Source organism: Rahnella sp. 2050 (assembly GCF_040544515.1).
Classification (GTDB): Bacteria; Pseudomonadota; Gammaproteobacteria; order Enterobacterales; family Enterobacteriaceae; genus Rahnella; species Rahnella aceris.
The window spans coordinates 86,581-110,692 of record NZ_JBEPKE010000008.1 but is presented as its reverse complement, the minus strand read 5'-3'; the positions used below and the strand labels follow the sequence as shown (position 1 = coordinate 110,692).

Below are 24,112 nucleotides of genomic sequence, written 5' to 3'. Positions count from 1 at the left end.
AAATGTTTTCATGCGGCCAAAATAGGCATTTAGATTTTTTCCGCCACTGGGAGAGTCATTTTTTCCAGGATGTCATGAGAACTATCGGTGCAACGAAATCCACGCGACAAATAAGTTGCGTGATGTCTCGCAGGGATAGCATCGGGATGTAAATCGGGATTGGAATCGTCAGTAAAAGGCGTAAAAAGTGGAGCAGAGGGAAAGCCGGATAAAAGGGAAATGGCCGCCTGACAGTGCTGTCAGGCGGTAAAAACAAGGAATCAGATCGCGACCGGCGCTTTGATTGCGGGATGCGGATCGTACCCTTCAATCTCGAAATCTTCGAAGTTGTAATCAAACAGGGAGGCAGGTTTGCGTTTAATGACAAGTTTTGGCAATGCACGAGGCTCACGCGTCAGTTGCAGATGTGTCTGTTCCATATGGTTGCTGTACAGATGTGTATCACCACCGGTCCAGACAAAGTCACCGACTTCCAGATCACATTGCTGCGCCATCATATGCACCAGCAGCGCGTAGCTGGCGATGTTAAACGGCAGTCCGAGGAAAACGTCGCATGAACGCTGATACAACTGACAAGACAGTTTCCCGTCGGCCACATAGAACTGGAAGAAAGCGTGGCAAGGTGCCAGCGCCATCTGATCCAGTTCACCCACATTCCACGCCGACACGATAATGCGGCGTGAATCCGGGTCTTTTTTCAGCTGTTCAACAACGCTCGCCAGTTGGTCGATTTGCCTGCCGTCAGCCGCGCCCCAGGCACGCCATTGCTTGCCGTAAACCGGGCCGAGGTCGCCATTCTCATCTGCCCACTCATCCCAGATGCTGACATTATTTTCACGCAGATAGGCGATGTTAGTTTCACCTTTCAGGAACCACAGGAGTTCATGAATGATTGAGCGCAAGTGACAGCGTTTGGTGGTGACCAGCGGGAAACCTTCCTGCAAGTTGAAACGCATCTGATGACCAAAAATCGACAGCGTGCCTGTACCGGTACGGTCGGCTTTAGGGGTGCCCTCATCGAGCACTTTCTGCATTAAATCCAGATACTGTTTCATGTTACCTCACGACAATTGTTTCTGCGGACGGCGATATGCCCAGACCATCACAATCAGGCCAATGACAACCATTGGAATGGACAGAACCTGCCCCATGCTGATGATCCCGTCGAACAGACCGAGCTGTGCATCCGGCTGACGGTAGTGTTCAACGATAATACGGAATAAGCCATATCCGATCAGGAACAAGCCTGATACCGCGCCCATCGGGCGTGATTTACGGATGAATATGTTCAGAATGATGAATAGCACGATGCCTTCAAGCAGCAGTTCATACAGCTGGGAAGGATGGCGCGGTAATACGCCGTACTGGTTCAACAAAGGCTGCCATTTAGGGTCAGCGGCAGCAATGGCGATATCTTCCTGACGGGATCCCGGGAACAGCATTGCCCATGGCACATCTGTGGTCACACGGCCCCAGAGTTCACCATTAATGAAGTTACCCAAACGACCTGCGCCAAGTCCAAACGGGATCAGCGGAGCGATAAAGTCGGAAACCTGGAAGAAATTGCGTTTGGTTCGATGGGCGAAAATCAGCATGACCACGATTACGCCAATCAGGCCACCGTGGAAAGACATGCCGCCATCCCAGACCTTGAAAAGATAAAGCGGATTATCGAGGAATAAAGGCAGGTTGTAGAAGAAAACGTAACCGATACGACCACCGAGGAATACCCCCAGGAAACCAGCATACAGCAAGTTTTCAACTTCATCTTTTGTCCAGCCGCTGCCTGGCTTATTGGCACGGCGTACTGCCAGCCACATCGCGAAGACAAAACCAACTAAGTACATCAGTCCGTACCAGTGGAGAGATACCGGTCCGATTGAGAAAATCACCGGATCAAACTGGGGAAACGCCAGATAGCTGTTGCTCATCTATCACCACAAATTGTTTATGATTATTGCCCGTTCAGGGGCCAGCAAGGAGCGAATAGTAGCATAGCCGGAAGGTTTTCCGGGGCTAAGCCGCTGGAAAAGTTCTGTAAAAAATCATCTCATCCTGTGCCGGAAAGCGAGCAGGATGGGAGTAATACGGTACAAAGCATCAACTCTGGTGCTTATTTACCACCACGGATCAGGCCGCCCAACCCGCGTCTTTCCATAAAAGCAGCGGTCATATGACGAACGTCCGTCGTAAAATGCGCCTGCAGCACCCGACCGGCAAGCTCTTCGGCATCATGAAGTTCGATACGGCGAAGCAGGTATTTTACACGGGCAACACTGCGCCCGTTCATACTGAGATTACGAAAGCCCATGCCGGTAAGCAGTAACGCGCCCATCGGGTCACCCGCCATCTCGCCGCATAAGCTGACATCCAGCCCGGCAACCTCAGCGGTGGTGACAATTTGTTTGAGCACCCGCAGCATCGCCGGATGCAGGCTGTCATACAGCCCGGCAACGCGGGTATTGTTGCGATCAACAGCGAGCAGATATTGCGTCAGATCGTTGGTACCGACGGAAATAAATTCCACTCTTCCGGCCAATGCAGGCAACATAAAGACCATTGATGGGACTTCGATCATTACGCCAAGACGCGTGTGTGGCAGCTCGTAACCCAACTGTTCTTCCACTTCACGTCCCGCACGATCGATTAAACGACGTGCCTCATCAATCTCTTCAAGGCTGGTAACCATCGGCAGCAGAATACCGAGATTTCCGGTCGCAGCATTGGCACGCAGCATCGCGCGAACCTGAATCAGGAAAATTTCAGGCTGATCGAGAGTAATACGAATACCGCGCCAGCCCAGACAAGGGTTTTCCTCGCTGATCGGCATATAAGGCAGCTGTTTATCAGAGCCGATATCCAGCGTTCGCAATGTCACCGGCTTTTGCGGAAACAACTGCAACATGCCCTGATATTGCGCGACCTGCTCTTCTTCAGAAGGGAAGCCGCTTTGCAACATGAAAGGAATTTCGGTGCGATACAGCCCGACGCCGTCAACGCGGCTGCCGAACAATTTTTCATGGTCAGCACTCAGACCGGCGTTGAGCATCACTTTCACCCGCTCACCGCTTTTCAGCGCTGCAGGTTGCTCAACATCATCTTCAGCCTTCTGACTCAGCTCCATTTCTTCGCTGATCAGCCGCGTGTATTCCGTGACCAGTACGGCTTCCGGATCAATCAGCAGTTCACCGCGATAACCATCGACAATCAGCTGTCGCTGGCTGAGCAGTGCAGGCTGAATATCGGCGCCCATCACGGTCGGCACGCCCATCGCACGGACCAAAATCGCCGCATGCGAGTTGGCTGCACCATCACGAACTACCACACCTGCCAGCCGGTCCTGCGGCATTTCGGCCAGCAAAGTAGCGGTCAGTTCGTCGGCAACCAGAATAAAACGTTCCGGCCACTGTGTGTTGCCCTGAATCGTATCATCAAGATGGAAAACCAGCCGCTGGCCCAGCGCACGTAAATCGCTGCCACGCTCACGCAGATAGGTATCCTGCAAGCTGGCAAACTGCGCCGCAAACTCTTCCACGACCTTTTTAACTGCCCATTCCGCGACGGCGCCCTGATCTATTTGAGCGAACAGTTCACGCTTGAGGCGTGCATCATTAAGAAGGTGAGAGTAGAGGTCAAAAATCGCCGCGCTTTCTTTCTGCGCACTCGCCGCGAAACGTTTACTGAAACGGCGGAACTCAGCACCGGCGTCTTCCAGGGCCCGGGTCAGACGTTCGCGTTCACGTACGGTATCCAGCGTAGACGCCATATAAACGTGATCGAGCGAAGGTTGCGAGCTGTCCTGCCAGCCGATACCGATGGCCACACCCGGCGATGCGGCAAGTGCACGAACGCGCGTCTGGCGAAAGCGCCCGTAAAGCACATTAAGCTGTGCCTGAGAAAGGATCGCCGCCAGCTGAGTGGCGAGCGTGACCATAAACGACTCTTCACTTTCGTCGAACTGCCGGTGTTCGCGTTGCTGAATAACCAGCACACCCAGCAACTGACGGCGGTGAATGATCGGCACACCCAGGAAGGATCGGAAAAGATCTTCTTTTACGGCGGGGATATATTTAAAACTGGGATGGCTCTGCGCATCGGCAAGGTTAATGGGCTCAGCCAGACGCCCTACCAGACCCACAATCCCCTGATCAAACGCCAGCGTAATAGTCCGCCCGCGAGGTTTTTTCAAACCTCGCGTCGCCATCAGGTAATAACAACGGCGGTCATTGTCAGCGAGATAGACGGAACAGACTTCCGTGTCCATCGCCAGGCAGGTTTCGTTGACCAGTACGTCCAGCGCATCATTGAGGCTGGACGCCATTGCTACCTTTTCAACAATTTCTCGCAAACGCGTGAGCATCTCTTCGTGACTTAGCCTCTTTTACGACGATAGGCGGGCGATGTCCTGGGAAGAGAGACTTCCTGCATCGGCATAATCGTGGTGGAAAACTCTTTCATTACACGCCGGTAAACATCGCGCTTAAATGACACCACCTGACGAACCGGATACCAGAAACTCACCCAACGCCAGCCATCAAATTCAGGCGTACTGCTGCGCTGCATATTGATATCAGCATCGTTACACATCAGTTGCAGCAAGAACCATTTTTGCTTTTGGCCGATACAAACCGGCTTTGTGTCCCAACGCACCAAACGTTTTGGCAATTTATAACGTAACCAGTTACGGGTTGAAGCCAGAATACGGACATCTTTACGGCCAAGCCCCACTTCCTCAAACAGCTCGCGGTACATGGCCTGCTCAGCGGTTTCACCAGGGTTTATGCCCCCTTGTGGAAACTGCCAGGAGTGCTGGCCGTATCGTCTGGCCCACAACACCTGACCCTGCTTGTCACAGATTACAATACCAACATTCGGGCGGTAGCCATCATCATCGATCACCGGACTACCCCAATAGCTAAACTCATAGATGTACTGATTGTTTCATACTACCAACAGGCGGTAAACCACTGGTTAATACCGATCAGCATGAATAAAAATGGGATAACTCACAGTTATACGCCAAGTTATAAACAGATTTTAGAAATCACCTGCGATTTTATTCACTTTTTCTGTGGATAGGTATGTGAAGAACTTCAGAGTAAGCAGGGTAAAACTCTTCTTAACTTATTTTTACCGGGAAAACATGCTCCGATAAAAACTTTTAAAAACAAATGCTTATTAACATTAAACAGAGTTATCCCACGGTTAAAAATGAGAGTTATCTCACACCTTCAAGTGATCTGGCGAAAGATCCACCAATGTTGTTTTTATCCACAGCGATCGTCTAAAAGTTGACGTCATTGCCCCAAAAATTGGATAAAACCCCTCCCGTCAAGCCTGTAAATCGAACCAGTGATCGAATTCAGGCAGGGTTATCCAAGAAATCTGTGGATAAGTAGGTGGAAGATCCTGTTCATTGTCGCCTTCAACAGGTGATCAACCTAATCGTTAAGGCGCAAAAGAAGTCAGAAACCTGAAAAAAAACTAAGACAAATCATGCTATTATTTCATTGCTCCACAGGAATAAGTTTTTATTCACTGTGCATGACAAAAGCAGTACGAAATTTAATCTATTGAGTGAGCATTGTTTTTTTATGTCTATTCCTTTACCTGCCACCCAGCCTCCGCACAACGAACAGCAACTGTTGCACCGCGCACAATCGCTGGCGGGTCATACGCTGGGTGAACTGGCCGCTCACGCTGGCCTGCCTATTCCTGAGAACCTTAAACGGGAGAAAGGCTGGGTCGGTATGTTGCTTGAGGTGTATCTCGGCGCCATTGCAGGAAGTAAACCGGAGCAGGATTTCGCTGATATTGGCATTGAGCTGAAAACGATCCCAATTGATTCCCGTGGCAGGCCGCTGGAAACCACATTTGTCTGCGTTGCCCCGTTAACCGGTAACAGCGGTGTGACGTGGGAAAACAGCCATGTGCGCCATAAACTGGCGCGAGTTTTGTGGATACCGGTCGAAGGTGAGCGCCAGATCCCCCTGGCTGAGCGCCACATCGGGGCGCCTTTATTATGGCAACCCTCTGAGGAAGAAGATGAGCAACTGCGTCAGGACTGGGAAGAACTGATGGATTTGATTGTTCTGGGTAAAGTCGAAAGCATCACAGCCCGACATGGGGAATACCTGCAAATTCGCCCCAAAGCTGCCAACAGCAAAGCGCTGACGGAAGCGATCGGAGAGTCAGGGCAACCCATTTTGACGCTGCCGCGCGGCTTCTATTTGAAAAAGCGTTTTACGGCGGCGCTTCTGGCCCGCCATTTTCAGCTTTAACCGATATCATTTCCCGCTGCCTGCGGGATAGTTTGCTACGCTAAATGTGAATATCTTCGGTACAACAAAAAGGAACGTTAACGATGATGAAGAAAACTTTAATGGCGGCCGGTGCTGCGCTTGTGGTGTTGAGCCTCGCGGGCTGTGCCAGCGATTATGTGATCTCAACCAAAGACGGCAATATGATCCTGACTGATGGTAAACCTAAGCTGGATAAATCTACCGGACTGCTGAGTTACACAGACGAACAAGGCAACGACCGCCAGATCAATAATGACAACGTCAGCCAGGTGATGAAGCGTTAAGCATTACGCTTCTTAACCCGTCGCAGAGCCAGTTATCAGGACTGGCTCTTTGTTATTTTATCCACCGACCGCGTCGTTCCTCCCGCACACACTGCCACTTCCCCCATCTGCCAGCCTTGTATATAGTCAGTTAAGGCGCTTTTTCTAACAGGCTGACATTCTCAGATATAAAGGAAGACCGGCAATGCAATATCACCGTATACCCCACAGTTCTTTAGAAGTGAGCTTACTGGGACTTGGCACCATGACTTTTGGTGAACAAAACAGCGAAGCCGACGCCCACCAGCAACTCGATTACGCCGTTGCGGCAGGCATCAACCTGATTGATACCGCAGAGATGTATCCCGTTCCGCCGCGTCCTGAAACCCAGGGGCTGACGGAAAGCTATATCGGCAGCTGGCTGAAAGCCCGTGGCAACCGTGAGAAAATTGTTCTGGCGAGCAAAGTCTCCGGGCCTTCCCGCGGTAATGACAACGCTATTCGTCCGGCTCAGATGCTGGATCGCAAAAATATCCGCGCGGCGCTGGATGCCAGTTTGCAACGTCTGAATACGGATTATCTGGATCTTTATCAGTTGCACTGGCCGCAGCGTCAGACCAACTTCTTTGGCAAACTAAGTTATCAGTACACCGAAGAGCAGTCTCCGGTTACCTTGCTGGAAACGCTGGAAGCGCTGAATGAACAGGTTCGTGCCGGTAAAATCCGCTATATCGGCGTTTCTAACGAAACCCCGTGGGGCGTGATGCGTTACCTGCAACTGGCGGAGAAACATGATTTGCCGCGTATCGTTTCGATTCAAAACCCATACAGCCTGCTGAACCGCAGCTTTGAAATCGGTTTGTCGGAGATCAGTCAGCACGAAGGGGTTGAACTGCTGGCCTATTCCAGCCTGGCATTCGGCACGCTGAGCGGTAAATACCTTAACGGTGCGAAACCGGCCGGGGCGCGTAATACGCTGTTCAGCCGTTTCACCCGTTACTCATCACCGCAGGCTGAAGCGGCGATTGCTGAATATGTCGCGCTGGCGAAGAAACGTAATCTGGATCCTTCTCAGATGGCGCTGGCCTTTGTGCGTCAGCAACCGTTTGTGGCCAGCACGCTGCTGGGCGCCACCACAATGGAACAACTGAAGATCAACATCGACAGTCAGGATCTGACACTCGATGAGGAAATCCTCGCTGATCTGGAAAACATCCACAAACGCTTCACCATTCCTGCGCCGTAAATCCTGATTGCAGGCAACAAAAAAGGGCGCTGAGCGCCTAATGCCGGTCACTTAAGCATTTTTATGAATACAAATTCATTTTTGTGCTTCAAAGGATAATGAAGGAATCAGGCTTATAGCGCTATTTTTCTTCATCGAAGGCCCAAATTCACGGGCCTCATTTCCTTAAGTGACCGGCATTACGCTGAGCGCCCTTTTCTTTTGTGCGAAAACAACATTACGCCATACGGCGTTTCTGCATGTTTTTCCAGATCCACAACCCGGCAATCGCCAGCGCGAACACCACACCGAACCCGATGCCAATCGCCACCACCGGCGCACCGGCCATCACCACCAGCGAATACAAGCCGAGCATCAGCAGCATGGCGGTGTTTTCACCCAGATTCTGTACGGCAATCGCGTTACCGGCACCGACAGAAATCTTACCGCGATGCTGCAACAGGGCATTCAGCGGGACCACAAAGAAGCCGCCTAAAATCCCCACCACCACCAGCACAATGTAAGAACTCAGCATGCTGGTTTGCAGCGCAAAGACCACCACGGCGATACCGATGGCGACACCTGCTGGCAGGCAGCGTTTCACGGTTTCCAGACGGATTAACTTCGCCGCCGCTCCCGCACCAAACACAATCCCGATCGCCACCATCGCATTCAGCAAGGTCGGGGTTTTGTTATCGGTGATGCCCAGCGCCACGGGAACCCACAGCACCAGCAGGAAACGCAGCGTCACGCCCGCGCCCCAGAACAAGCTGGTACCGACCAGCGAGAAGCGGGTTTCGCCATCCTGCCACAAGGTTTTGCAGGCAGAGAAAAATGTCCGGCTCATTTTTGCCGGATTCCATGACTGCCCCGGACGCGCCGGGTTCAGCTTCGGAATAAACCAGTTTGCCGCCACTGCCGCGCCATACGCCAGCACACAGATACCGAGCGCCGCCAGAATGCTCCAGTCAGCCAGTGCGCCACCGGCCACAGAACCCAGCAGGATCGCGGCAATAGTAGAGGCTTCCATCAGGCCATTGGCTTTCACCAGTTGTTCACCACTGGCGATCTCGCCCAGAATGCCGTATTTCGCCGGTGAATAAGCCGCAGCGCCAATGCCGACCAGCGTATAACCGAGGAACGGATTCATGCCCGCGCAAATCACCGCCGCGCCCGCCAGTTTCAGTAGGTTAGCGACCATCATCACGCGGCCTTTGGAAAAACTGTCGGCAAACTGCCCGACAAACGGCGCGAGAATGATGTACGTCGCCACGAACGCCATTTGTAAAACGGGCTGGCTCCAGTCGGGATAAAGCTGTTGTTTGATCAGCGCCAGCGCGGCAAACAACAGCGCGTTATCACCGAAAGCCGACAGGAACTGCGCCACGATCACCGCCGTCATACTCTTTGACATCAACGGCCCTGCAGCTGCCTTTAAAGGCTGACTCATGCTTCACTCTCCGGGTTCTCTGCCATCTCGCGCAGGGTGACAAAATCGGGTTTACCGCTGCCGAGCAACGGTAACGCTTTAACGACGCGAATTTCACGCGGCACGGCCAGTTCCGGCAACCCCAGTTCACGGGCAGCTTTACTTAACGCATCACGACGTAATTCAGGATCGGTGGTGAACAGCACCAGTGCCTCGCCTTTGCTGGCATCACTGCGCGATGTCGCCGCGTGCTGTTTATCCGGTGAAGCCTTGATCGCCAGTTGCTCGACACTTTCCAGCGAGACCATTTCTCCCGCCAGTTTGGCAAAACGCTTCACGCGACCACGGATGGCACAGAAACCTTTTTCATCCAGCGTGACGATATCACCGGTGTCATACCAGCCCGCCTGCATTTCACCTGCGGCATTCTCAGCCTGCGGAGTTTCCAGCACACCCGGATTTTCGACGCGCAGATAGCCTTTCATGATGTTCGGCCCGCGCAGTTGCAGACGACCGCCCTCCTCAATGCCCGGCACGGTAATCAGACGAGACTCCATCCCCGGCAGAATTTTGCCGACGGTATTCACTTTGGTCGCCATCGGTACGTTGATCGCCACCACCGGCGCACATTCGGTCACACCGTAGCCTTCGAGAATGCGGATACCGAATTTGTTCTGCCAGATTTCTTTGGTGCTTTCAGCCAGTTTTTCCGCACCGGCCACCACATACCGCAAGCGGGCAAAATCATACGGATGGGCAAAGCGGGCGTAATTGCCCAGGAAGGTTGAAGTACCGAAAAGCACGGTACAGTTCTGGTCGTAGACCAGTTCGGGCACGATGCGGTAATGCAGCGGACTCGGATACAGGAACACGCGAGCGCCGGTGATCAGCGGCGTTAACAATCCGACGGTCAGGCCAAAGGCGTGGAACAGCGGCAGCGACGACATAAAGCGGTCACGCGGCGTGAAGTCCGCCACGGTACGGATTTGCTCGACGTTAGCCAGCAGGCTGGCGTGTGAATGCACCACGCCTTTCGGATTGCCTTCAGAACCCGAAGTAAACAGCACCAGTGCTGCATCATCGGCTTTTTGCGGCAGCATCGCACGACGCGGGAAGATCAGATGGAACAGGATCCACAGCTTGTCCTGCGTGGTCACCGTGTCTTTCAAATCTTCCAGATAGACCCAGTTCGCCTCTGGCACGTTCTCCGGCAGGTGCGTCAGTTTGCCTTTTTCAAGGAACTGGCGGGAGGTAATAATGGTTTTGATCTGCGCCGCTTTCATCGCGCTTTGCAGCCCTTTGGCACCCGCAGTGTAGTTAAGCAACGCCGGAATACGGTTGCGCATTGACGCGCCAAACAGCGCCGCCGCCATGATCGTGGCATTTGGCAACAGCATCCCGACATGCTCACCTTCGCGGGTAAAACGTTGCAAAATGCGGCTCACGCCCAGGCATTTTTTCAGCAGTCCCTGATAGGTATCTTCTTTGAACGCGATATCAGCGATACAGGGTTTGCGACGGCCATAACGGGTTTGTGCGGACAAAAACGCCTGATACAGCGTTTCCGGTTCGCGGGTATCCATACGCGCCTGCATCATAATTTTATGCAGTTGCTCACCGGCGAGAATGCGGCGGTCACGGGAACGCGGCGCATCCGGCATCGGAATGGTAGTCGGCGGCAAAAGATTGATAGTGACTTTCGGGAACCAGCGGATTTTAAAGCTGCCGAACAACCGGCCAAACGGCGTATATTCCGGCCCGTCTATGCGCACCGGAATGACGGTCGCCTGTGACTTCGCCGCCACAAAGGCCGCGCCGTCGTAAATCTTCATTAATGAACCGGTAACCGTAATGCGCCCTTCCGGAAACACAACTACCGGACGCCCTTTCTCCACCTCGCGGATCAAATGCTTGATCGCCATCGGTTTGGTGGGATCCAGCGGCATGAAGTCCACATAGGGTTTCAGCCAGCGCATAAACCAGCTGTCCGTGATGTTGGAATACACTGCAAATACCGGTTTGACCGGCAGGAAAAGCACCAGCAACATGCCGTCAATAAACGAGACATGGTTCGGCGTGAGGATTAAACGCGGGTAATTAAAATCGTTTCTCGCCGGGGTCACGGTAACCCGGAACATCAGGCGGAAGAGCCATCTGAACGCGGCGAAAAGAAAGTTATACATGTTTGCCATCTCCTTATGTGTCATCCCTGATCTTGAAGAAAAAGGTTGGGGAAACAGCATACTATAAGCCGCTGAAAAATGACGACAGTCAGAGAGAGTTTAGGAGGGAACTGATCGGTGTGCCGGAGTTGAGGCAAAAAAAAACCTACGCATCCGCGTAGGTTGGTGCAAATTTAATCGGTATCAACATGCAGAGCACGTTGATGATTCACCAATCAATACCTCTGGGACGTTCAATTTAGCTGTTTTGTACGAACCACAGCCAGCAGGCAATCGAAACATAATTCCGCAAAGTGTAACGAGTGGTGAAAATAGGCCCGATTTATCCTAAATCGGGCTAACTATTTAAAAACTACCTTAAACAGGTCCCACTTCGACCAGGCAACTCATGGCATTTGGCCCCTGCGTCAGACGCGACGTGCCGATATCCAGCGTCAGTACATTCGGGTTCCCCGCCTGCTCGGTTTCCTGCCATTGGCCACCAAAGCCAGGATCAAACCAGGCGCCGGTCGACATCAGCACCACGCCACGCGTAATTCCGTCACTGAGTGACACCCCCGCCAGACAACTGCCACGCGCATTGTGCACTTTCACCCGGTCTCCCTCCTTCAGCTGACGGCTGAGAGCATCTTCCGGATGCATAAACAACGTTTCCTTACCGGCGGTTTTGTTCGACTGCGCCAGCGGCGACTGATCAAGCTGGCTGTGCAGACGATCTTTTGGCTGAATGGAAATCAGGTGCAGCGGCCACTGTTTGGCACTTTCCGCGCCCAGCCATTCGACCGGCGGCTGCCACTCCGGGTGCGGCGCGAAATCGTCATAACCGTAACCCGCGATGGTTTCGGAGAACAGTTCGATTTTGCCGCTGTGGGTCCCCAGCGGATTAGCACGCGGGCTTTTACGGAATTCCTCAAAGAACACGTAATCTTTTTCCGGTACCGGCAGTTCAACAAAACCGCGCTCCCAGAAGGTTTCAAAGTCAGGCCATTCCACGCCGGTGCCTTTCTGCGCTTCGCCACACTGACGGTAAATATGGCGCAACCATTGATCTTCATTACGCCCCTGCGTGAACTGCTCGCGGTAACCGAGACGGTCAGCAATGTCAGCGAAAATATCAAAATCGTTACGCGCCTGATGTTGTGGCGCAACAGCCTGATGCATCGCCAGCACGAAGCGGTCGCGTGACGATCCGCCGATATCATTACGTTCCAGCGATGTTGTCGCAGGCAGCACGATATCCGCCATCTGCGCCGCTGGCGTCCAGACGTTATCCTGCACAATCACGGTGTCCGGCTTCTGCCAGCCTTCGACCAGACGGTTCAGTTGCTGATGATGATGGAACGGATTACCGCCCGCCCAGTGCACCAGGTGAATATCCGGATAATTCAGCGTTTCGCCCTGGAATTCATACGGCTGGCCGGGATTGAGCAGCATGTCACTGATACGCGCCACGGGGATCGACAAACCAGAAGGATTCGGCCCGGCACTGACGGCAGGCCCCGGCGTGTCATAACGCGGATTACCCACGCTGTTCATCGAGCCGTGACCGAAGGAGAATCCGCCGCCCGGCAAACCGACCTGCCCGAGCATGGCGGAAATGGCGATCATCATCCAGTAAGGCTGCTCGCCACGGTGAGCACGCTGTACAGAATAAGAACAGGTGATAAAGCTGCGTACACCGATCAGATCATCCGCCAGACGCGCAATACGCTCAGCCGGTACGCCGGTAATGTGGCTTGCCCAGTCAGGGGTTTTCGGGATGCCGTCAGTGTCGCCGCGCAGATAGGCGGCAAGTTGCGGATAACCGACACAATGGCTCGCCAGAAACGCCTCGTCCTGCGCTTCTTTGCGCTGAATCTCAAACGCGACGGCCATCATCAGCGCCGCATCGGTGTTCGGGCGGATCGGGATCCACTCTGCATTCACGAATTCCGGACAGTCGTCGCGCATCGGGCTGATGTTAATGACGCGGGTGCCTTTTTTCGCCAACTGTTCCAGCGCCGGTTTCAGGGTATGTTCCACCGCGCCGCCGGACGCCACTTGCGCATTTTTCAGCGCCAGACCGCCAAATGCGACCAGAATGTCAGCGTGTTCGACCACACTTGGCCACGAGGTCACGCGTCCGGTCAGCGGGGTAAACGTGCCGATAACGTACGGCAGGAAAAATTGCGCCGAGCCCCAGCTATAGTTGCCCTGCTGATCCACCCCGCCGCCACCGGTGAAATAAAAACGACGCACCAGAGAACGGGCGTGATGCAGACGTCCGGCCGATGACCAGCCGTAAGAGCCGTTGAAAATGCCGGAAGCGCCGTAGCGATCACGCACGCGTTTATTCTCTTCGGCCACCAGATCCAGCGCCAGATCCCAGTCCACTTCGACAAAATCTTCGCGGCCCCGCAGCGAACGATCGCTGTTTTCGCGATGTTTCAACCACGAGCGGCGCACGGCCGGTTTGCGGATACGTTTGTCGGAATAGACCAGCGGCGCAATGGAATCGAGCAGAGGTGAAGGATCGGCATCCGCCTTATAAGGTTCACAACGGATTAAGCGGCCATCTTCCACCACAGCGGTATATGCGCCCCAGTGGGCCAGTTGCGGATAGCGTTTTATCGACATAATTTCTATTTTTCTCAGCGCAGATAAATGACTTTAAAAATACCATTCACTGCGCTGACACTTCAAAGAACAAATAATCTTAATAAAACGCATTTCCACCCTATCGCACTGGGATTTCGGTTAATCACCACGATCTTTTCCCGTTACATCGCGCTTACATCAAAAAGTTGCGATCAGCATCCTTGCAGCCACCGGTCTTTTCCGCAAAACTGGTCAGTGTAAACGATTACCCTCACGGAAAACGGAAGTGTTATGGCAACGATTAAGGATGTAGCAAAACTGGCAGGCGTATCGGTTGCGACCGTTTCACGCGTGATAAACCATTCCCCGAAAGCCAGCGACAGCTCGCGGGAAGCCGTACAGAACGCCATGCAGCATCTGCAATATCATCCGAATGCCAACGCCCGCGCCCTCGCCCAACAGGCAACCGAAACGCTGGGGCTGATCGTGGCCGACGTTTCTGATCCGTTTTTTGGCGCGATGGTCAAAGCGGTCGAACAGGTGGCCTACGCCACCGGCAATTTTCTGCTGATTGGTAACGGTTATCACAACGTTGAAAAAGAGCGTCAGGCCATTGAGCAGTTGATCCGCCACCGCTGTGCGGCGTTAGTGGTTCACGCCAAAATGCTGCCAGAAGATGAGCTGACCAGCCTGATGCAGCAAATCCCCGGAATGGTGCTGATTAACCGCACGTTGCCGGGTTTTGAACAGCGCTGTATCGCCCTCGATGACCGCTACGGGTCCTGGCTGGCGACGCGCCACCTCATTCAGGCCGGCCATCAGCGCATCGCGATTTTATGTTCCAACCACGGCATTTCCGATGCCAGCGACCGGCTTCAGGGCTATATCGACGCCCTCACCGAACACAACATTCCGGTAGATGACAAGCTGATTGCCTACGCGGAACCGGATGAAATCGGTGGTGAAAAAGCCATGGCGGATTTACTGGGATTGGGCAAAGGATTTACGGCGGTGACCTGTTACAACGACCCGATGGCCGCCGGTGCATTATCGGTATTAAGCGATAACAGTATTGATGTGCCGGGCGAAATTTCGCTGATTGGCTTTGATGATGTGCTGATTTCACGCTATCTGCGCCCGCGTCTGACCACCGTACGTTATCCGGTGGTAGCGATGGCAAATCAGGCAGCGCAACTGGCGTTAGCGCTGGCAAACGGTCAGCCGTTACCGGAAACAACCCATATGTTCAGCCCGACGCTGGTACGTCGTCACTCGGTGAGCGGCCCGGCAAACAGCTAAAGATGTTGATGGAAAAGATGCACCGGCTTATCCGGATAATCCAGCGCATCGCCGATGTATTTCCAGCCAAAACGTTCGTAATAGCCGGTGAATTCGGCATACAAATACAACTCACAAAAGCCGCTGCGGCGGCTCTGTTCCAGTACAAATGCCTGTAACTGCTGCCCCAGCCCGCACGAACGGAAATTTTCATCCACGTATAACGCCGCCAGCCACGGGGTAAGATCCTGACGGCTGATTAAATCACAGCGCCACAGGCCCACGGTTCCTGCCAGCCTGTCGCCTTCGAGTGCGATAAATGTTTGCGGTAAGTCCGCGCCGGACAGGCTGCTTCGCACCACGCTGGCAAAAAACTCCCGGCTGTTTTCGCTGCCAAATGCCTGCCAAAGCCAGTCTGTGACCGCGTCCTGAAATTCAGGCCGTTCACTCAGATTAATAATCTTCATCGCTTTCAGACCATCTTTCCCTGAAAAATCGGCACAGATTCAAACAGATAGCCGTCAAACTCCGGCGCATCCACATCCGACAATTCCATCAGCGTATTTTTCACATTTTCCATGTGCTGCCACATCGCCTGATACGAGCCCATGACGTCGCGGCGGCGCAGTGCGGCCAAAATATTCTGATGATCAGCCAGCCATTTCAGGCGGTAACCGCGGGTAGCTATATGGCTGTGTAACTGTTTCCACAGCGGGCTGGAATCCCGGTGCATCCAGATATTTTTCACCGAATCGAGCAGCATCTGGTTTTGTGTCGCACCGGCAATCAGCAGGTGGAACAGCCGGTCGTTATCACCGCTTTCGTCGTTAGCCACGATGGCGATTTGTTCCTGCTCCAGCGTGCGGCGCAGATTTTCGATATCCGCTTTGGTGGCCATTTTGGCGGCAAACGCGGCAATATTACTTTCGAGCAACTGCCGCGCCTGTAAGATTTCAAAGGGGCCAATCTGCCCCTGATACAACAGTTCGTCTTCGCCTTCTTCCTGAGAAGGAATGCGGATCACGTACACGCCGGAACCCTGACGGATATCCACCGTGCCCTCCAGTTCCAGCATCAGTAAGGCTTCGCGCACAATCGTCCGGCTGACGCCGTAGTTTTCCGCCATATTGCGTTCGGGCGGCAGGCGGGATCCCACGGCGAAATGCCCTTGCTTGATTTGCTCACGCAGGTCATGCCCGATTTCCTGATACTGCTTTCTGTCCTGCGAAACCACACCTTTTTCCACACAATCACCCTGATGCAAAAAACAAAAAAGACCGGATGTTACTGTATCAGAGATAATGCCTGATCCAGCACTTTTGCACCGTTTAACGTGCCGTAAGCCACCATGTCGATCACCGCAATCGGAATGCCGTGTTCATCAGTCAGCTTTTTATTCTCCGCCAGTTTAAAACGCACCTGCGGCCCGAGCAGCACGGCGACAATATCGCGGCCATAGGCTTCAAGCTCGTCACGCAGATTGTTTTCAGGGATCGCGTAGATCTGATATTCCAGCCCCCGCGCAGTGACTTCTTTTTCCATTTTGGTGACCACCAGTGACGTGGACATCCCTGCCGAACAAGCTAAAACGATTCGTTTCATAGTGTTTCCTTAGGTTATTTTTCCTGGTCATCGAGCGTTAAAGACAACACACCGCTTTCACTGAGTGATTTAAACCAGTGAGAGGATTTCTTCTGACGGCGATCACGATTGTTATCAAGATCAATTTCGATCAGCCCGTAACGATTTTTAAAGGCGTTCATTGGCGAGACATTATCGGTAAAGGCCCAGAGCATATATCCCTGACAATTGGCGCCGTCTTCACGCGCTTTTAATGTCCAGTAAAGATGCCCGGCAATAAATTCAATACGATAGTTGTCCTGAATTTCCCCGCTGACGGCATCGCGAAACTGGCCTTCATTTTCGATACCCATGCCGTTTTCAGCCACAAACCACGAAATATTTCCGTATTCCGTTTTAATGCGCATCGCCATGTCATAAATAATTTTCGGATAGATTTCCCAGCCACGCGATTTATTCATCCGGCGTCCGGGCAATTCGAAATGTTCGTAGTAATACGCCGGATGGAATGGCGTGTCTTTATTCCATTCGCGGGACGGTGCTTTCACCCGGTGCGGGTAATAAAGATTAATACCCACTTCATCCACGGTGTTATTACGGATAACCGCCAGTTCCGCTTCTGTATAATCGAAATGTACGCCGTGCTTTTCCAGTAGCTCCAGCAATTCCTGCGGATATTCCCCGTTGATCATCGGGTCCAAAAATACGCGGTTATAGAATAAATCGTATAAATGCGCCGCCTTTTGGTCATGCGCCGCCGATGAACGGGCGTACGTCACTTCCGGATTTAAAATCACCCCGACGGTACCTGCGGCGTGATATTTTTTGCGATGGAACAGTTCGACCACTCTGGCGGTTGCCAGCACTTTGTGGTGATTCCACTGCATCCATTTCGCGGTGTTTTGCTCGAACGGCCAGCGGATCGCATCCAGATACACGCGGGTTTGCACCACCACCGGTTCGTTGAAGGTAAACCAGCGGCTGACTTTTCCGGCATACCGTTCGAAGACTTTCTCTGCATACAACACAAACAGATCGACGACTTTTTTCGAGCTCCAGCCATCGTATTTTTCGATCAGAAACGCCGGTAATTCGTAGTGTTCCAGGCACAGCATCGGTTCGATGCCGTTGCGTTTCATCTCATCGAGCAGATCGTCGATATACGCCGCGTATTCTTCATCGACCGTACCCAACTCATAGTCGGTGAAAAAGCGCGACCAGTTAACTGACGTGCGGTAATGACTCAGCCCGCTGGCTTTCATCAGCGCCACATCTTCTTTGTAGCGGTTGATGAAATCGGTGGCTTTCGCCGGGCCGTAACCGTTGTGCCAGACATGGCGGTTATTTTTGTACCAGAGATCCAGATACGAATCCTGCCCGTCTTTTTTGCCGCTCCAGCCTTCGGTCTGCCACGCAGAGGCGGCGGCACCGAGAATAAATCCGTCAGGAATGGCGATTGAAACCTTACTCATAACATCCCTCATTTTCCGAATAATTTACGCCGTGGCAGCCTGTTTCTGGCTCTGCTGCATGGCTTCAAGCTGAGCCTGATCGGCACGACGCGCCGCGACTTTCACAAACGGCAGATAAATCAGTACCGCCACCACAATGCAGCCAATCTGGGTAAACACCGCGCCCATCGATCCGGCCGTTGACAGCCAGGCGTTGATAATCGGCGGTGTGGTCCACGGCACCATCACCACCGCGCGTCCGGCGAATCCGAGGCTGGTGGCAAAATAGCCGATGGTGCCGGTGATCAGCGGCGTGATGATGAACGGGATAGCCAGGATCGGGTTGAGCATAATCGGCATACCGAAAATCACCGGTTCATTGATGTTGAAGAAACTTGGCCCGAGGGACAGTTTGGCGATTTCGCGCATCTCTTTGCGGCGGGTAGCGATCATCACCGCCAGCAACAAACCGATGGTACAACCCGAGCCTCCGATGCTCATATATACATCCCAGAACGGCATGGTGATGATGTTTGGCACCTCATGACCCTGCTCAAACGCGGTCATGTTAACCATGATGGCGCCGAGCAACAGCGGTTCGCGAATCGGTTTAATCATCTGGTTGCCATGAATACCAATCACCCAGAACAGCTGCGCGACAAACATCAGCAGCAGAATGCCCGGCAGACTTTGCATCACCGATTCCAGCGGACGCTGAATCACCTGATACACCGCATCGTACAGATACATGCCGGTGACGCGGTGGAATACAAAGCCGAAGGTAGCGACGAGCACCACGGTAATAATGGCGGGAATTAACGCCGAGAATGACGCCGACACATTGGGCGGTACGCTCTCAGGCATCTTTATACGCAGGCCGTTAACCCGTTCCAGACGGGAATAAATCTCCACCGACAGAATGGCAATAAACATGCCGAGGAACAGACTTTTAGTATCGGAGAATTGTTTTGCCAGCACATCTTTCACTTCCTGCATCTGGCCGTTAACCATCATATCGACGGTGGTTGGCGTCACGGCAATAAAACAAATCACTGCCAGCAGGCCGGGAAATAACGAACGTGAGCCGTTAATTTTCCCGAGTTCGATACCAATTAAAAACACCGCACCGATGGTCAGAAAACTGAGCGTGGCGTAGTTAATACTGCTCATGATCGGTTTGAGGGTGGCCAGCCAGGAGAACATTTCAAAATGCGCTAGTCCGTTTTTCGGATCCATCACCATATTTGAAATTAAAACTGAGAATGCCCCCACAATAATAACGGGCATTAACGTGATAAAAGACGCCTTAATAGCCATGATGTATCGGAAGCTATTAAAGGTGTTGGCGAATCCCCCCAGAGAATCGATAAAGCGGTCTTTCAGTGACATGACAGCACCTCATTTTCTTTTTTCTATACTTCACAGGTGTTGATTTCGTCTTCACCTTTTATATTGAATGAGGAATAAAGGTGTCGTACGAAGCAGGGTCAGATTCCGGTTCTGTAAATCATCCTGTCGGCCATATTTCGGGAATAATTTCGTAATGTGGCATGCCAAAAAATAGCGGAATACGAATTAATTTCTGTGACAGCGTTCTCACATGTGAATATTGGAATTCCAATATGATGAATTCACCCTTTTCTGGTATACCAATTTGGAGTTTTCAATGGAATTCGATCTGGAACAAACGGTGATGGAGTTATTGATCAACGCCGGAGAAGCACGATCTAACGCCATGATGGCGATTCAGCATGCACGTAAAAAAGAATGGGAACAGGCTGATGCGATGCTGAAAGCCTCGGACGACGCGGCGCGTGTTGCGCACAAAGTACAGACGCAACTGATTGGCCTGGATGAAGGCGTGGGGAAAATTCCGGTGAATCTGATCATGGTGCACTCGCAGGATCATCTGATGACCGCCATGCTGTGCCGTGATCTGGCAGAAGAAATCGTGTTACTGAGAAAAGAGATGTTTGATAAGTAAACTTTCTCCCCTGCGAAGGGGAGGGTTGGGGTGGGGTATTAAGGTCAAAAACAAAATTCAAAGTGTGCTTTAACTCATTGCTTTGTATTTAAAACCCCCTCCCCGCCTCCCCCTTCGCAGGGGGAGGAGCAAAGCAAGCCACCTCACCGGCTCAGACGCAGAGACTAGAGCTCCAGAGCAATTAACTCTTCCACCGTCTGCCTGCGACGAATCAGTCTTGGCACGCCATTCTCAAACAATACTTCCGGCAGCAGAGGTCGGGTGTTGTAGTTTGATGACATCGATGCGCCGTACGCGCCGGTATCGTGGAACACCAAATAATCGCCGATGTGTACCGGCGGCAGCGGGAAGGTTTCCACTCCGCCGCCTGCCTGCTGGGTAAACACGTCGCCGGATTCACACAGCGGACCGGCGATCACGGAATCCGTCAGCGGTTGTCCGCTCACATCGCGGCCATCGGCCGGTAACAGTGAAATATGATGATAGCTGCCGTACATCGCCGGGCGCATCAGGTCATTAAAGCCTGCGTCGCACAGCACGAAATGACGGCTGCCCATGTTTTTCACCGCACGGATTTGCGCCACCAGCACGCCGGATTCCGCCACCAGGAAACGCCCCGGTTCGATCTCCAGTTTAATCTCATGCCCGAGATGCGCGGCAATCTGCTCGCGCGCACGATTCCACAGACCAAAATAGTGGCCGGTATCAATGGATTCTTCTTCAAAATGATAGGGGATCGACAGGCCACCACCGGCGGAGATCGCTTCAATATCGTGTCCGGTTTCAATCACCTGGCGCACCATCGCATCGCAAACCTGCTCAAGGTGACCATAATCCACGCCGGAACCGATATGCATATGAATGCCCACCAGTTTCAGGTCGTAACGGGCAATCTCTGTCAGCGCCTGCGGTAAATCGGCATACCAGATCCCGTGTTTACTGTTTTCCCCGCCAGTATTGGTTTTCTGGCTGTGCCCGTGACCAAAGCCCGGGTTCACGCGCAGCCACACCGGATGTCCGGCTTTGTGCTGGCCAATCTGACTGAGCATGTCGATGGAACCGGCGTTCACCGGAATATCCAGCGCTGTCACGCGCTCCAGCGTCGGTTGATCCAGTACGTCAGCAGTAAACACAATCTCACTGTCTGTGCCGCCCGGAATAAAACCGGCCACCAGCGCACGCTCAATTTCACCCAGAGAAACGGAATCGACCTTCACGCCCTGCTCGCGCATCAGACGCAGGATATGAATATTAGAACAGGCTTTCTGCGCAAAACGGATCACGTCAAACTGGCGCAACTGCGCGATGCGCGCTTTGATAATTTCAGCGTCATACGCCCACACAGGGCAGCCAAATTGTTGCGGCAGAGCCAGTAAATTCGCGGCATTAAGCGCGGTAGACATATCGTTCAGAGCGCGTGGCATAAGATTTTCCGTCAGTTGAAGTCCGTCATATTTCCCTCAGTATGCCGCGTGGCAGACCAGCGATAAAATATCTATTTCAGGCAAGTCTATTCATTTATGATATGGGCTATTGTCATCGCTTAGCGGATGAAACCATGCCAGCTATTTCCCTGCGCCATATCGAAATTTTTCATGCGGTCATGACCACCGGCAATCTGACTGAAGCCGCTGCGTTGCTCAATACCTCGCAGCCGACAGTCAGCCGTGAACTGGCGCGCTGCGAAAAGTTGCTGAATCTGCAGTTATTCGAGCGTCTGCGCGGACGGTTGTATCCGACGGTGCAGGGGTTACGGCTGTTTGAGGAAGTGCAGCGCTCGTACTACGGGCTGGACAGAATTATCAGCGCAGCGGAAGGCATCCGCCAGTTCGAGCAGGCGCAACTGTCCATCGCCTGCCTGCCGGTATTCAGCCAGTCGTTGCTGCCTGCGGTGTGTAAGCCGTTTCTCGACCGCTACCCTGACGTCAGTTTCAATATTGTGCCGCAGGAATCGCCGCTGCTGGAAGAATGGCTGTCGGCGCAGCGCCATGATTTGGGGTTGACGGAAAACACCCAGACCCCAGCCGGAACCGAGCGACAGACGCTGCTGACACTGAACGAAGTGTGCGTGCTGCCTGCCGGACATCCTTTGGCTGAGAAATCGCGACTCACACCACAAGATTTCAGCGGGCTGAATTATATCAGCCTGTCAGCGACCGACAGTTACCGGCAACTGCTGGATACGTTATTTATGGAACAACAGGTTACGCGGCGGCTGGTGATGGAAACCCACAGCGCCGCGTCAGTGTGCAGTATGGTGCGCGAAGGCGCGGGCGTGTCGATCGTCAACCCGCTGACCGCATTGGATTATTGTGACAACGGACTCGTCCTGCGGGAATTCAGCGTCGCCGTACCCTTTACCGTCAGCCTGATCCGGCCATTGCACCGCCCCGCTTCGGCGCTGGTCACCACATTTATCGAACACTGCCATCAGCAGGCGCAACGCTTTGCCGGGCATCTCGAGGCCGCGCTGATGCGCTGAACAGAAAAAAATAAGGCCACGCCGGAGAAATCCTGCATGGCCTTTAATTTTTTTAGCGGCTGAATTACGCGGCCGCTTTTTCCGCTTTCTTCGCCGCACGGCGGAAAGTGATCACACACAGTACGAAGCCGATAGCGCCGAGTGCGCCCGCCGCCAGCGGCACAGTGCTCAGTCCCATTCCGCGTTCAATCACCGCGCCGCCCACCCAGGCACCCAGCGCATTGCCCACGTTAAACGCCGCAATGTTCAGGGTCGACACCAGGTTTGGCGCGTTTTTGCCATAGGTCACCACGTTAACCTGCAAGGCAGGCACCGCGGCAAAGTTCACCATCGCCCAGATAAACAGCGTGATTTCCGCCGCCACCAGATGAACGCTGGTGTAGCTGAACAGCACGGAGAATATGGCGATCATCAGGAAAGTCAGGGTCAGCGAGATACCCAGACGCCAGTCCGCCAGACGCCCGCCCAGCACGTTACCGATGGTCAGACCGAGGCCGATCAGCAGCAGCGTCCAGCTGACACCGTGCTCAGACACGCCGGTAATTTGCGTCAGGATAGGCGCGATATACGTGAACAGCGCGAACATCGCGGCAGCAAAGAAAATAGTGATCGACAGCGACAGCCATAATCCCAGGCTACCCAGCGCACGGATTTCCTTACGCAGATCAGTCGGCTCTTCTTCTTTCTTATCCGGCAGCTTTTTATAGAGTGCGAACAGTGAGGCCACGCCAATCACCGCCACCACCCAGAAGGTTGAACGCCAGCCGAAAGCCTGTCCGAGCGCAGTACCGAGCGGAACGCCCAGCACGTTAGCCAGTGTCAGGCCGGTGAACATCAGCGCAACCGCTGAAGCACGACGGTTAGGCGCCACCAGACTTGCCGCTACCACCGCGCCAATCCCGAAGAAGGCACCATGACACAGCGCGGTGATCACGCGCGCCAGCATCAGGAAATCGTAGCTGTACGACAGCGCGCACATCACGTTGCCAATAATAAAGATGCTCATCAGCAGCAGCAGGGTGTTCTTGCGCGGCAGTTTTGCCGTCAGCACGGCCATGATCGGTGCCCCGATTGCCACACCCAGCGCGTATCCGCTGATTAACCAGCCTGCAGAAGGAATACTGACATTCAGATCCCCCGCCACGTTGGGGAGCAGCCCCATGATGACGAATTCAGTGGTACCGATGGCAAACGCGCTGAGCGCCAGTGCCAGGAGTGCGACAGGCATAAAAACTCCGGATATTTTTAGTGATGAGTAAAGGCACCGGCATTGCGCCGGATGGGTTTAAATACCACGTTGATCACACTTTTGACCAGACGCAGTCTGTGCCCTTGCTGCCTGAAAAACACCCGATAT

20 protein-coding genes are annotated in these 24,112 nt (G+C 53.3%); 6 read left to right on the top strand and 14 right to left on the bottom strand.

The genetic code is table 11. The features are described 5' to 3' along the window. Window positions 1-260 precede the first annotated feature (260 nt). The 4 genes from thyA to rppH all read right to left on the bottom strand — a co-directional run bounded on the left by thyA (window position 261) and on the right by rppH (window position 4,899). Window positions 261-1,055, bottom strand: coding sequence for a thymidylate synthase (thyA, locus tag ABIC79_RS22145; RefSeq protein ID WP_013574165.1), 795 nt, complete (start codon window positions 1,053-1,055; stop codon window positions 261-263). 6 nt (window positions 1,056-1,061) lie between these two features. Beyond that, on the bottom strand, window positions 1,062-1,931 hold the full coding sequence (lgt, locus tag ABIC79_RS22140; protein WP_013574164.1) for a prolipoprotein diacylglyceryl transferase: 870 nt from the start codon (window positions 1,929-1,931) through the stop codon (window positions 1,062-1,064). 182 nt (window positions 1,932-2,113) lie between these two features. Next, entirely contained in the window at window positions 2,114-4,360 is a 2,247-nt protein-coding gene (gene ptsP, locus ABIC79_RS22135) for a phosphoenolpyruvate--protein phosphotransferase (RefSeq protein ID WP_013574163.1), read from the bottom strand. Between the two features lie 11 nt (window positions 4,361-4,371). After that, a complete protein-coding gene (gene rppH / locus ABIC79_RS22130; RefSeq protein ID WP_013574162.1) occupies window positions 4,372-4,899 on the bottom strand; it encodes an RNA pyrophosphohydrolase in 528 nt (175 codons plus the stop codon). A 695-nt stretch (window positions 4,900-5,594) separates the two neighbouring features. On the opposite strand from rppH, the gene mutH reads away from it, so the two are divergent. The 3 genes from mutH (at window position 5,595) to ABIC79_RS22115 (ending at window position 7,811) form a co-directional block, all read left to right on the top strand. After that, window positions 5,595-6,281 (top strand): DNA mismatch repair endonuclease MutH, encoded by a 687-nt coding sequence (gene mutH, locus ABIC79_RS22125; protein ID WP_013574161.1) that lies wholly within the window; start codon window positions 5,595-5,597, stop codon window positions 6,279-6,281. A gap of 86 nt (window positions 6,282-6,367) precedes the next feature. Next, a complete protein-coding gene (locus ABIC79_RS22120) occupies window positions 6,368-6,586 on the top strand; it encodes a YgdI/YgdR family lipoprotein (RefSeq protein ID WP_015689428.1) in 219 nt (72 codons plus the stop codon). A 184-nt stretch (window positions 6,587-6,770) separates the two neighbouring features. Further along, window positions 6,771-7,811, top strand: a complete 1,041-nt coding sequence (locus tag ABIC79_RS22115) for an NADP(H)-dependent aldo-keto reductase (protein ID WP_013574159.1) — start codon at window positions 6,771-6,773, stop codon at window positions 7,809-7,811. A gap of 217 nt (window positions 7,812-8,028) precedes the next feature. On the opposite strand, the gene lplT is transcribed toward ABIC79_RS22115, so the two are convergent. The 3 genes from lplT to ABIC79_RS22100 all read right to left on the bottom strand — a co-directional run bounded on the left by lplT (window position 8,029) and on the right by ABIC79_RS22100 (window position 14,018). Continuing rightward, the gene (lplT, locus tag ABIC79_RS22110; protein ID WP_015689427.1) at window positions 8,029-9,240 is read right to left on the bottom strand and encodes a lysophospholipid transporter LplT; all 1,212 of its coding nucleotides are present in this window, start codon (window positions 9,238-9,240) and stop codon (window positions 8,029-8,031) included. After that, complete coding sequence (gene aas / locus ABIC79_RS22105) at window positions 9,237-11,402, bottom strand: bifunctional acyl-ACP--phospholipid O-acyltransferase/long-chain-fatty-acid--ACP ligase (protein ID WP_112152357.1); 2,166 nt, start codon at window positions 11,400-11,402, stop codon at window positions 9,237-9,239. Before aas ends, lplT begins: the two co-directional genes overlap by 4 nt. A gap of 357 nt (window positions 11,403-11,759) precedes the next feature. Continuing rightward, entirely contained in the window at window positions 11,760-14,018 is a 2,259-nt protein-coding gene (locus ABIC79_RS22100; protein ID WP_119261284.1) for a molybdopterin guanine dinucleotide-containing S/N-oxide reductase, read from the bottom strand. Between the two features lie 252 nt (window positions 14,019-14,270). On the opposite strand from ABIC79_RS22100, the gene galR reads away from it, so the two are divergent. Continuing rightward, window positions 14,271-15,278, top strand: coding sequence for an HTH-type transcriptional regulator GalR (galR, locus tag ABIC79_RS22095; protein ID WP_013574155.1), 1,008 nt, complete (start codon window positions 14,271-14,273; stop codon window positions 15,276-15,278). Here the strand turns inward: galR and ABIC79_RS22090 are convergent. The 5 genes from ABIC79_RS22090 to ABIC79_RS22070 are packed head-to-tail and all read right to left on the bottom strand — an operon-like array spanning window position 15,275 to window position 19,678. Beyond that, a complete protein-coding gene (locus ABIC79_RS22090) occupies window positions 15,275-15,724 on the bottom strand; it encodes a GNAT family N-acetyltransferase (RefSeq protein ID WP_112198701.1) in 450 nt (149 codons plus the stop codon). The two genes, galR and ABIC79_RS22090, sit on opposite strands and share 4 nt — an antisense overlap. Before the next feature lie 5 nt (window positions 15,725-15,729). Further along, a complete protein-coding gene (locus ABIC79_RS22085) occupies window positions 15,730-16,503 on the bottom strand; it encodes an FCD domain-containing protein (protein WP_013574153.1) in 774 nt (257 codons plus the stop codon). 38 nt (window positions 16,504-16,541) lie between these two features. Continuing rightward, window positions 16,542-16,859 (bottom strand): PTS sugar transporter subunit IIB, encoded by a 318-nt coding sequence (locus ABIC79_RS22080; protein WP_013574152.1) that lies wholly within the window; start codon window positions 16,857-16,859, stop codon window positions 16,542-16,544. A 14-nt stretch (window positions 16,860-16,873) separates the two neighbouring features. Then, the gene (locus tag ABIC79_RS22075) at window positions 16,874-18,310 is read right to left on the bottom strand and encodes a glycoside hydrolase family 1 protein (protein ID WP_354568514.1); all 1,437 of its coding nucleotides are present in this window, start codon (window positions 18,308-18,310) and stop codon (window positions 16,874-16,876) included. 24 nt (window positions 18,311-18,334) lie between these two features. After that, window positions 18,335-19,678, bottom strand: coding sequence for a PTS sugar transporter subunit IIC (locus ABIC79_RS22070; RefSeq protein WP_013574150.1), 1,344 nt, complete (start codon window positions 19,676-19,678; stop codon window positions 18,335-18,337). A 277-nt stretch (window positions 19,679-19,955) separates the two neighbouring features. Here ABIC79_RS22070 and ABIC79_RS22065 point away from each other — a divergent pair, with 277 nt between their 5' ends. Then, a complete protein-coding gene (locus ABIC79_RS22065; RefSeq protein WP_013574149.1) occupies window positions 19,956-20,273 on the top strand; it encodes a PTS lactose/cellobiose transporter subunit IIA in 318 nt (105 codons plus the stop codon). A 164-nt stretch (window positions 20,274-20,437) separates the two neighbouring features. Here the strand turns inward: ABIC79_RS22065 and lysA are convergent, their stop codons facing one another. Then, window positions 20,438-21,697 carry a diaminopimelate decarboxylase gene (gene lysA / locus ABIC79_RS22060; protein ID WP_119261282.1) on the bottom strand — a complete coding sequence of 420 codons (1,260 nt, stop codon included), beginning with the start codon at window positions 21,695-21,697 and terminating at the stop codon, window positions 20,438-20,440. 134 nt (window positions 21,698-21,831) lie between these two features. On the opposite strand from lysA, the gene ABIC79_RS22055 reads away from it, so the two are divergent. Beyond that, window positions 21,832-22,755 (top strand): LysR family transcriptional regulator, encoded by a 924-nt coding sequence (locus ABIC79_RS22055; RefSeq protein WP_112197521.1) that lies wholly within the window; start codon window positions 21,832-21,834, stop codon window positions 22,753-22,755. A 64-nt stretch (window positions 22,756-22,819) separates the two neighbouring features. Here ABIC79_RS22055 and ABIC79_RS22050 read toward each other — a convergent pair whose 3' ends face one another. Further along, window positions 22,820-23,983, bottom strand: coding sequence for an MFS transporter (locus ABIC79_RS22050; RefSeq protein WP_013574146.1), 1,164 nt, complete (start codon window positions 23,981-23,983; stop codon window positions 22,820-22,822). Between the last annotated feature and the right edge of the window lie 129 nt (window positions 23,984-24,112).

Bases quoted from the DNA above. Each gene is read 5' to 3' on its own strand.
- ABIC79_RS22055 (WP_112197521.1), top strand. From the start codon at position 21,832: ATGCCAGCTATTTCCCTGCGCCATATCGAAATTTTTCATGCGGTCATG.
- ABIC79_RS22115 (WP_013574159.1), top strand. From the start codon at position 6,771: ATGCAATATCACCGTATACCCCACAGTTCTTTAGAAGTGAGCTTACTG.
- mutH (WP_013574161.1), top strand. From the start codon at position 5,595: ATGTCTATTCCTTTACCTGCCACCCAGCCTCCGCACAACGAACAGCAA.
- ABIC79_RS22100 (WP_119261284.1), bottom strand. From the start codon at position 14,018: ATGTCGATAAAACGCTATCCGCAACTGGCCCACTGGGGCGCATATACC.
- ABIC79_RS22070 (WP_013574150.1), bottom strand. From the start codon at position 19,678: ATGTCACTGAAAGACCGCTTTATCGATTCTCTGGGGGGATTCGCCAAC.
- ptsP (WP_013574163.1), bottom strand. From the start codon at position 4,360: ATGCTCACGCGTTTGCGAGAAATTGTTGAAAAGGTAGCAATGGCGTCC.
- lysA (WP_119261282.1), bottom strand. From the start codon at position 21,697: ATGCCACGCGCTCTGAACGATATGTCTACCGCGCTTAATGCCGCGAAT.
- ABIC79_RS22080 (WP_013574152.1), bottom strand. From the start codon at position 16,859: ATGAAACGAATCGTTTTAGCTTGTTCGGCAGGGATGTCCACGTCACTG.
- aas (WP_112152357.1), bottom strand. From the start codon at position 11,402: ATGTATAACTTTCTTTTCGCCGCGTTCAGATGGCTCTTCCGCCTGATG.
- ABIC79_RS22120 (WP_015689428.1), top strand. From the start codon at position 6,368: ATGAAGAAAACTTTAATGGCGGCCGGTGCTGCGCTTGTGGTGTTGAGC.
- lgt (WP_013574164.1), bottom strand. From the start codon at position 1,931: ATGAGCAACAGCTATCTGGCGTTTCCCCAGTTTGATCCGGTGATTTTC.
- ABIC79_RS22050 (WP_013574146.1), bottom strand. From the start codon at position 23,983: ATGCCTGTCGCACTCCTGGCACTGGCGCTCAGCGCGTTTGCCATCGGT.
- galR (WP_013574155.1), top strand. From the start codon at position 14,271: ATGGCAACGATTAAGGATGTAGCAAAACTGGCAGGCGTATCGGTTGCG.
- ABIC79_RS22075 (WP_354568514.1), bottom strand. From the start codon at position 18,310: ATGAGTAAGGTTTCAATCGCCATTCCTGACGGATTTATTCTCGGTGCC.
- lplT (WP_015689427.1), bottom strand. From the start codon at position 9,240: ATGAGTCAGCCTTTAAAGGCAGCTGCAGGGCCGTTGATGTCAAAGAGT.
- thyA (WP_013574165.1), bottom strand. From the start codon at position 1,055: ATGAAACAGTATCTGGATTTAATGCAGAAAGTGCTCGATGAGGGCACC.
- ABIC79_RS22090 (WP_112198701.1), bottom strand. From the start codon at position 15,724: ATGAAGATTATTAATCTGAGTGAACGGCCTGAATTTCAGGACGCGGTC.
- ABIC79_RS22065 (WP_013574149.1), top strand. From the start codon at position 19,956: ATGGAATTCGATCTGGAACAAACGGTGATGGAGTTATTGATCAACGCC.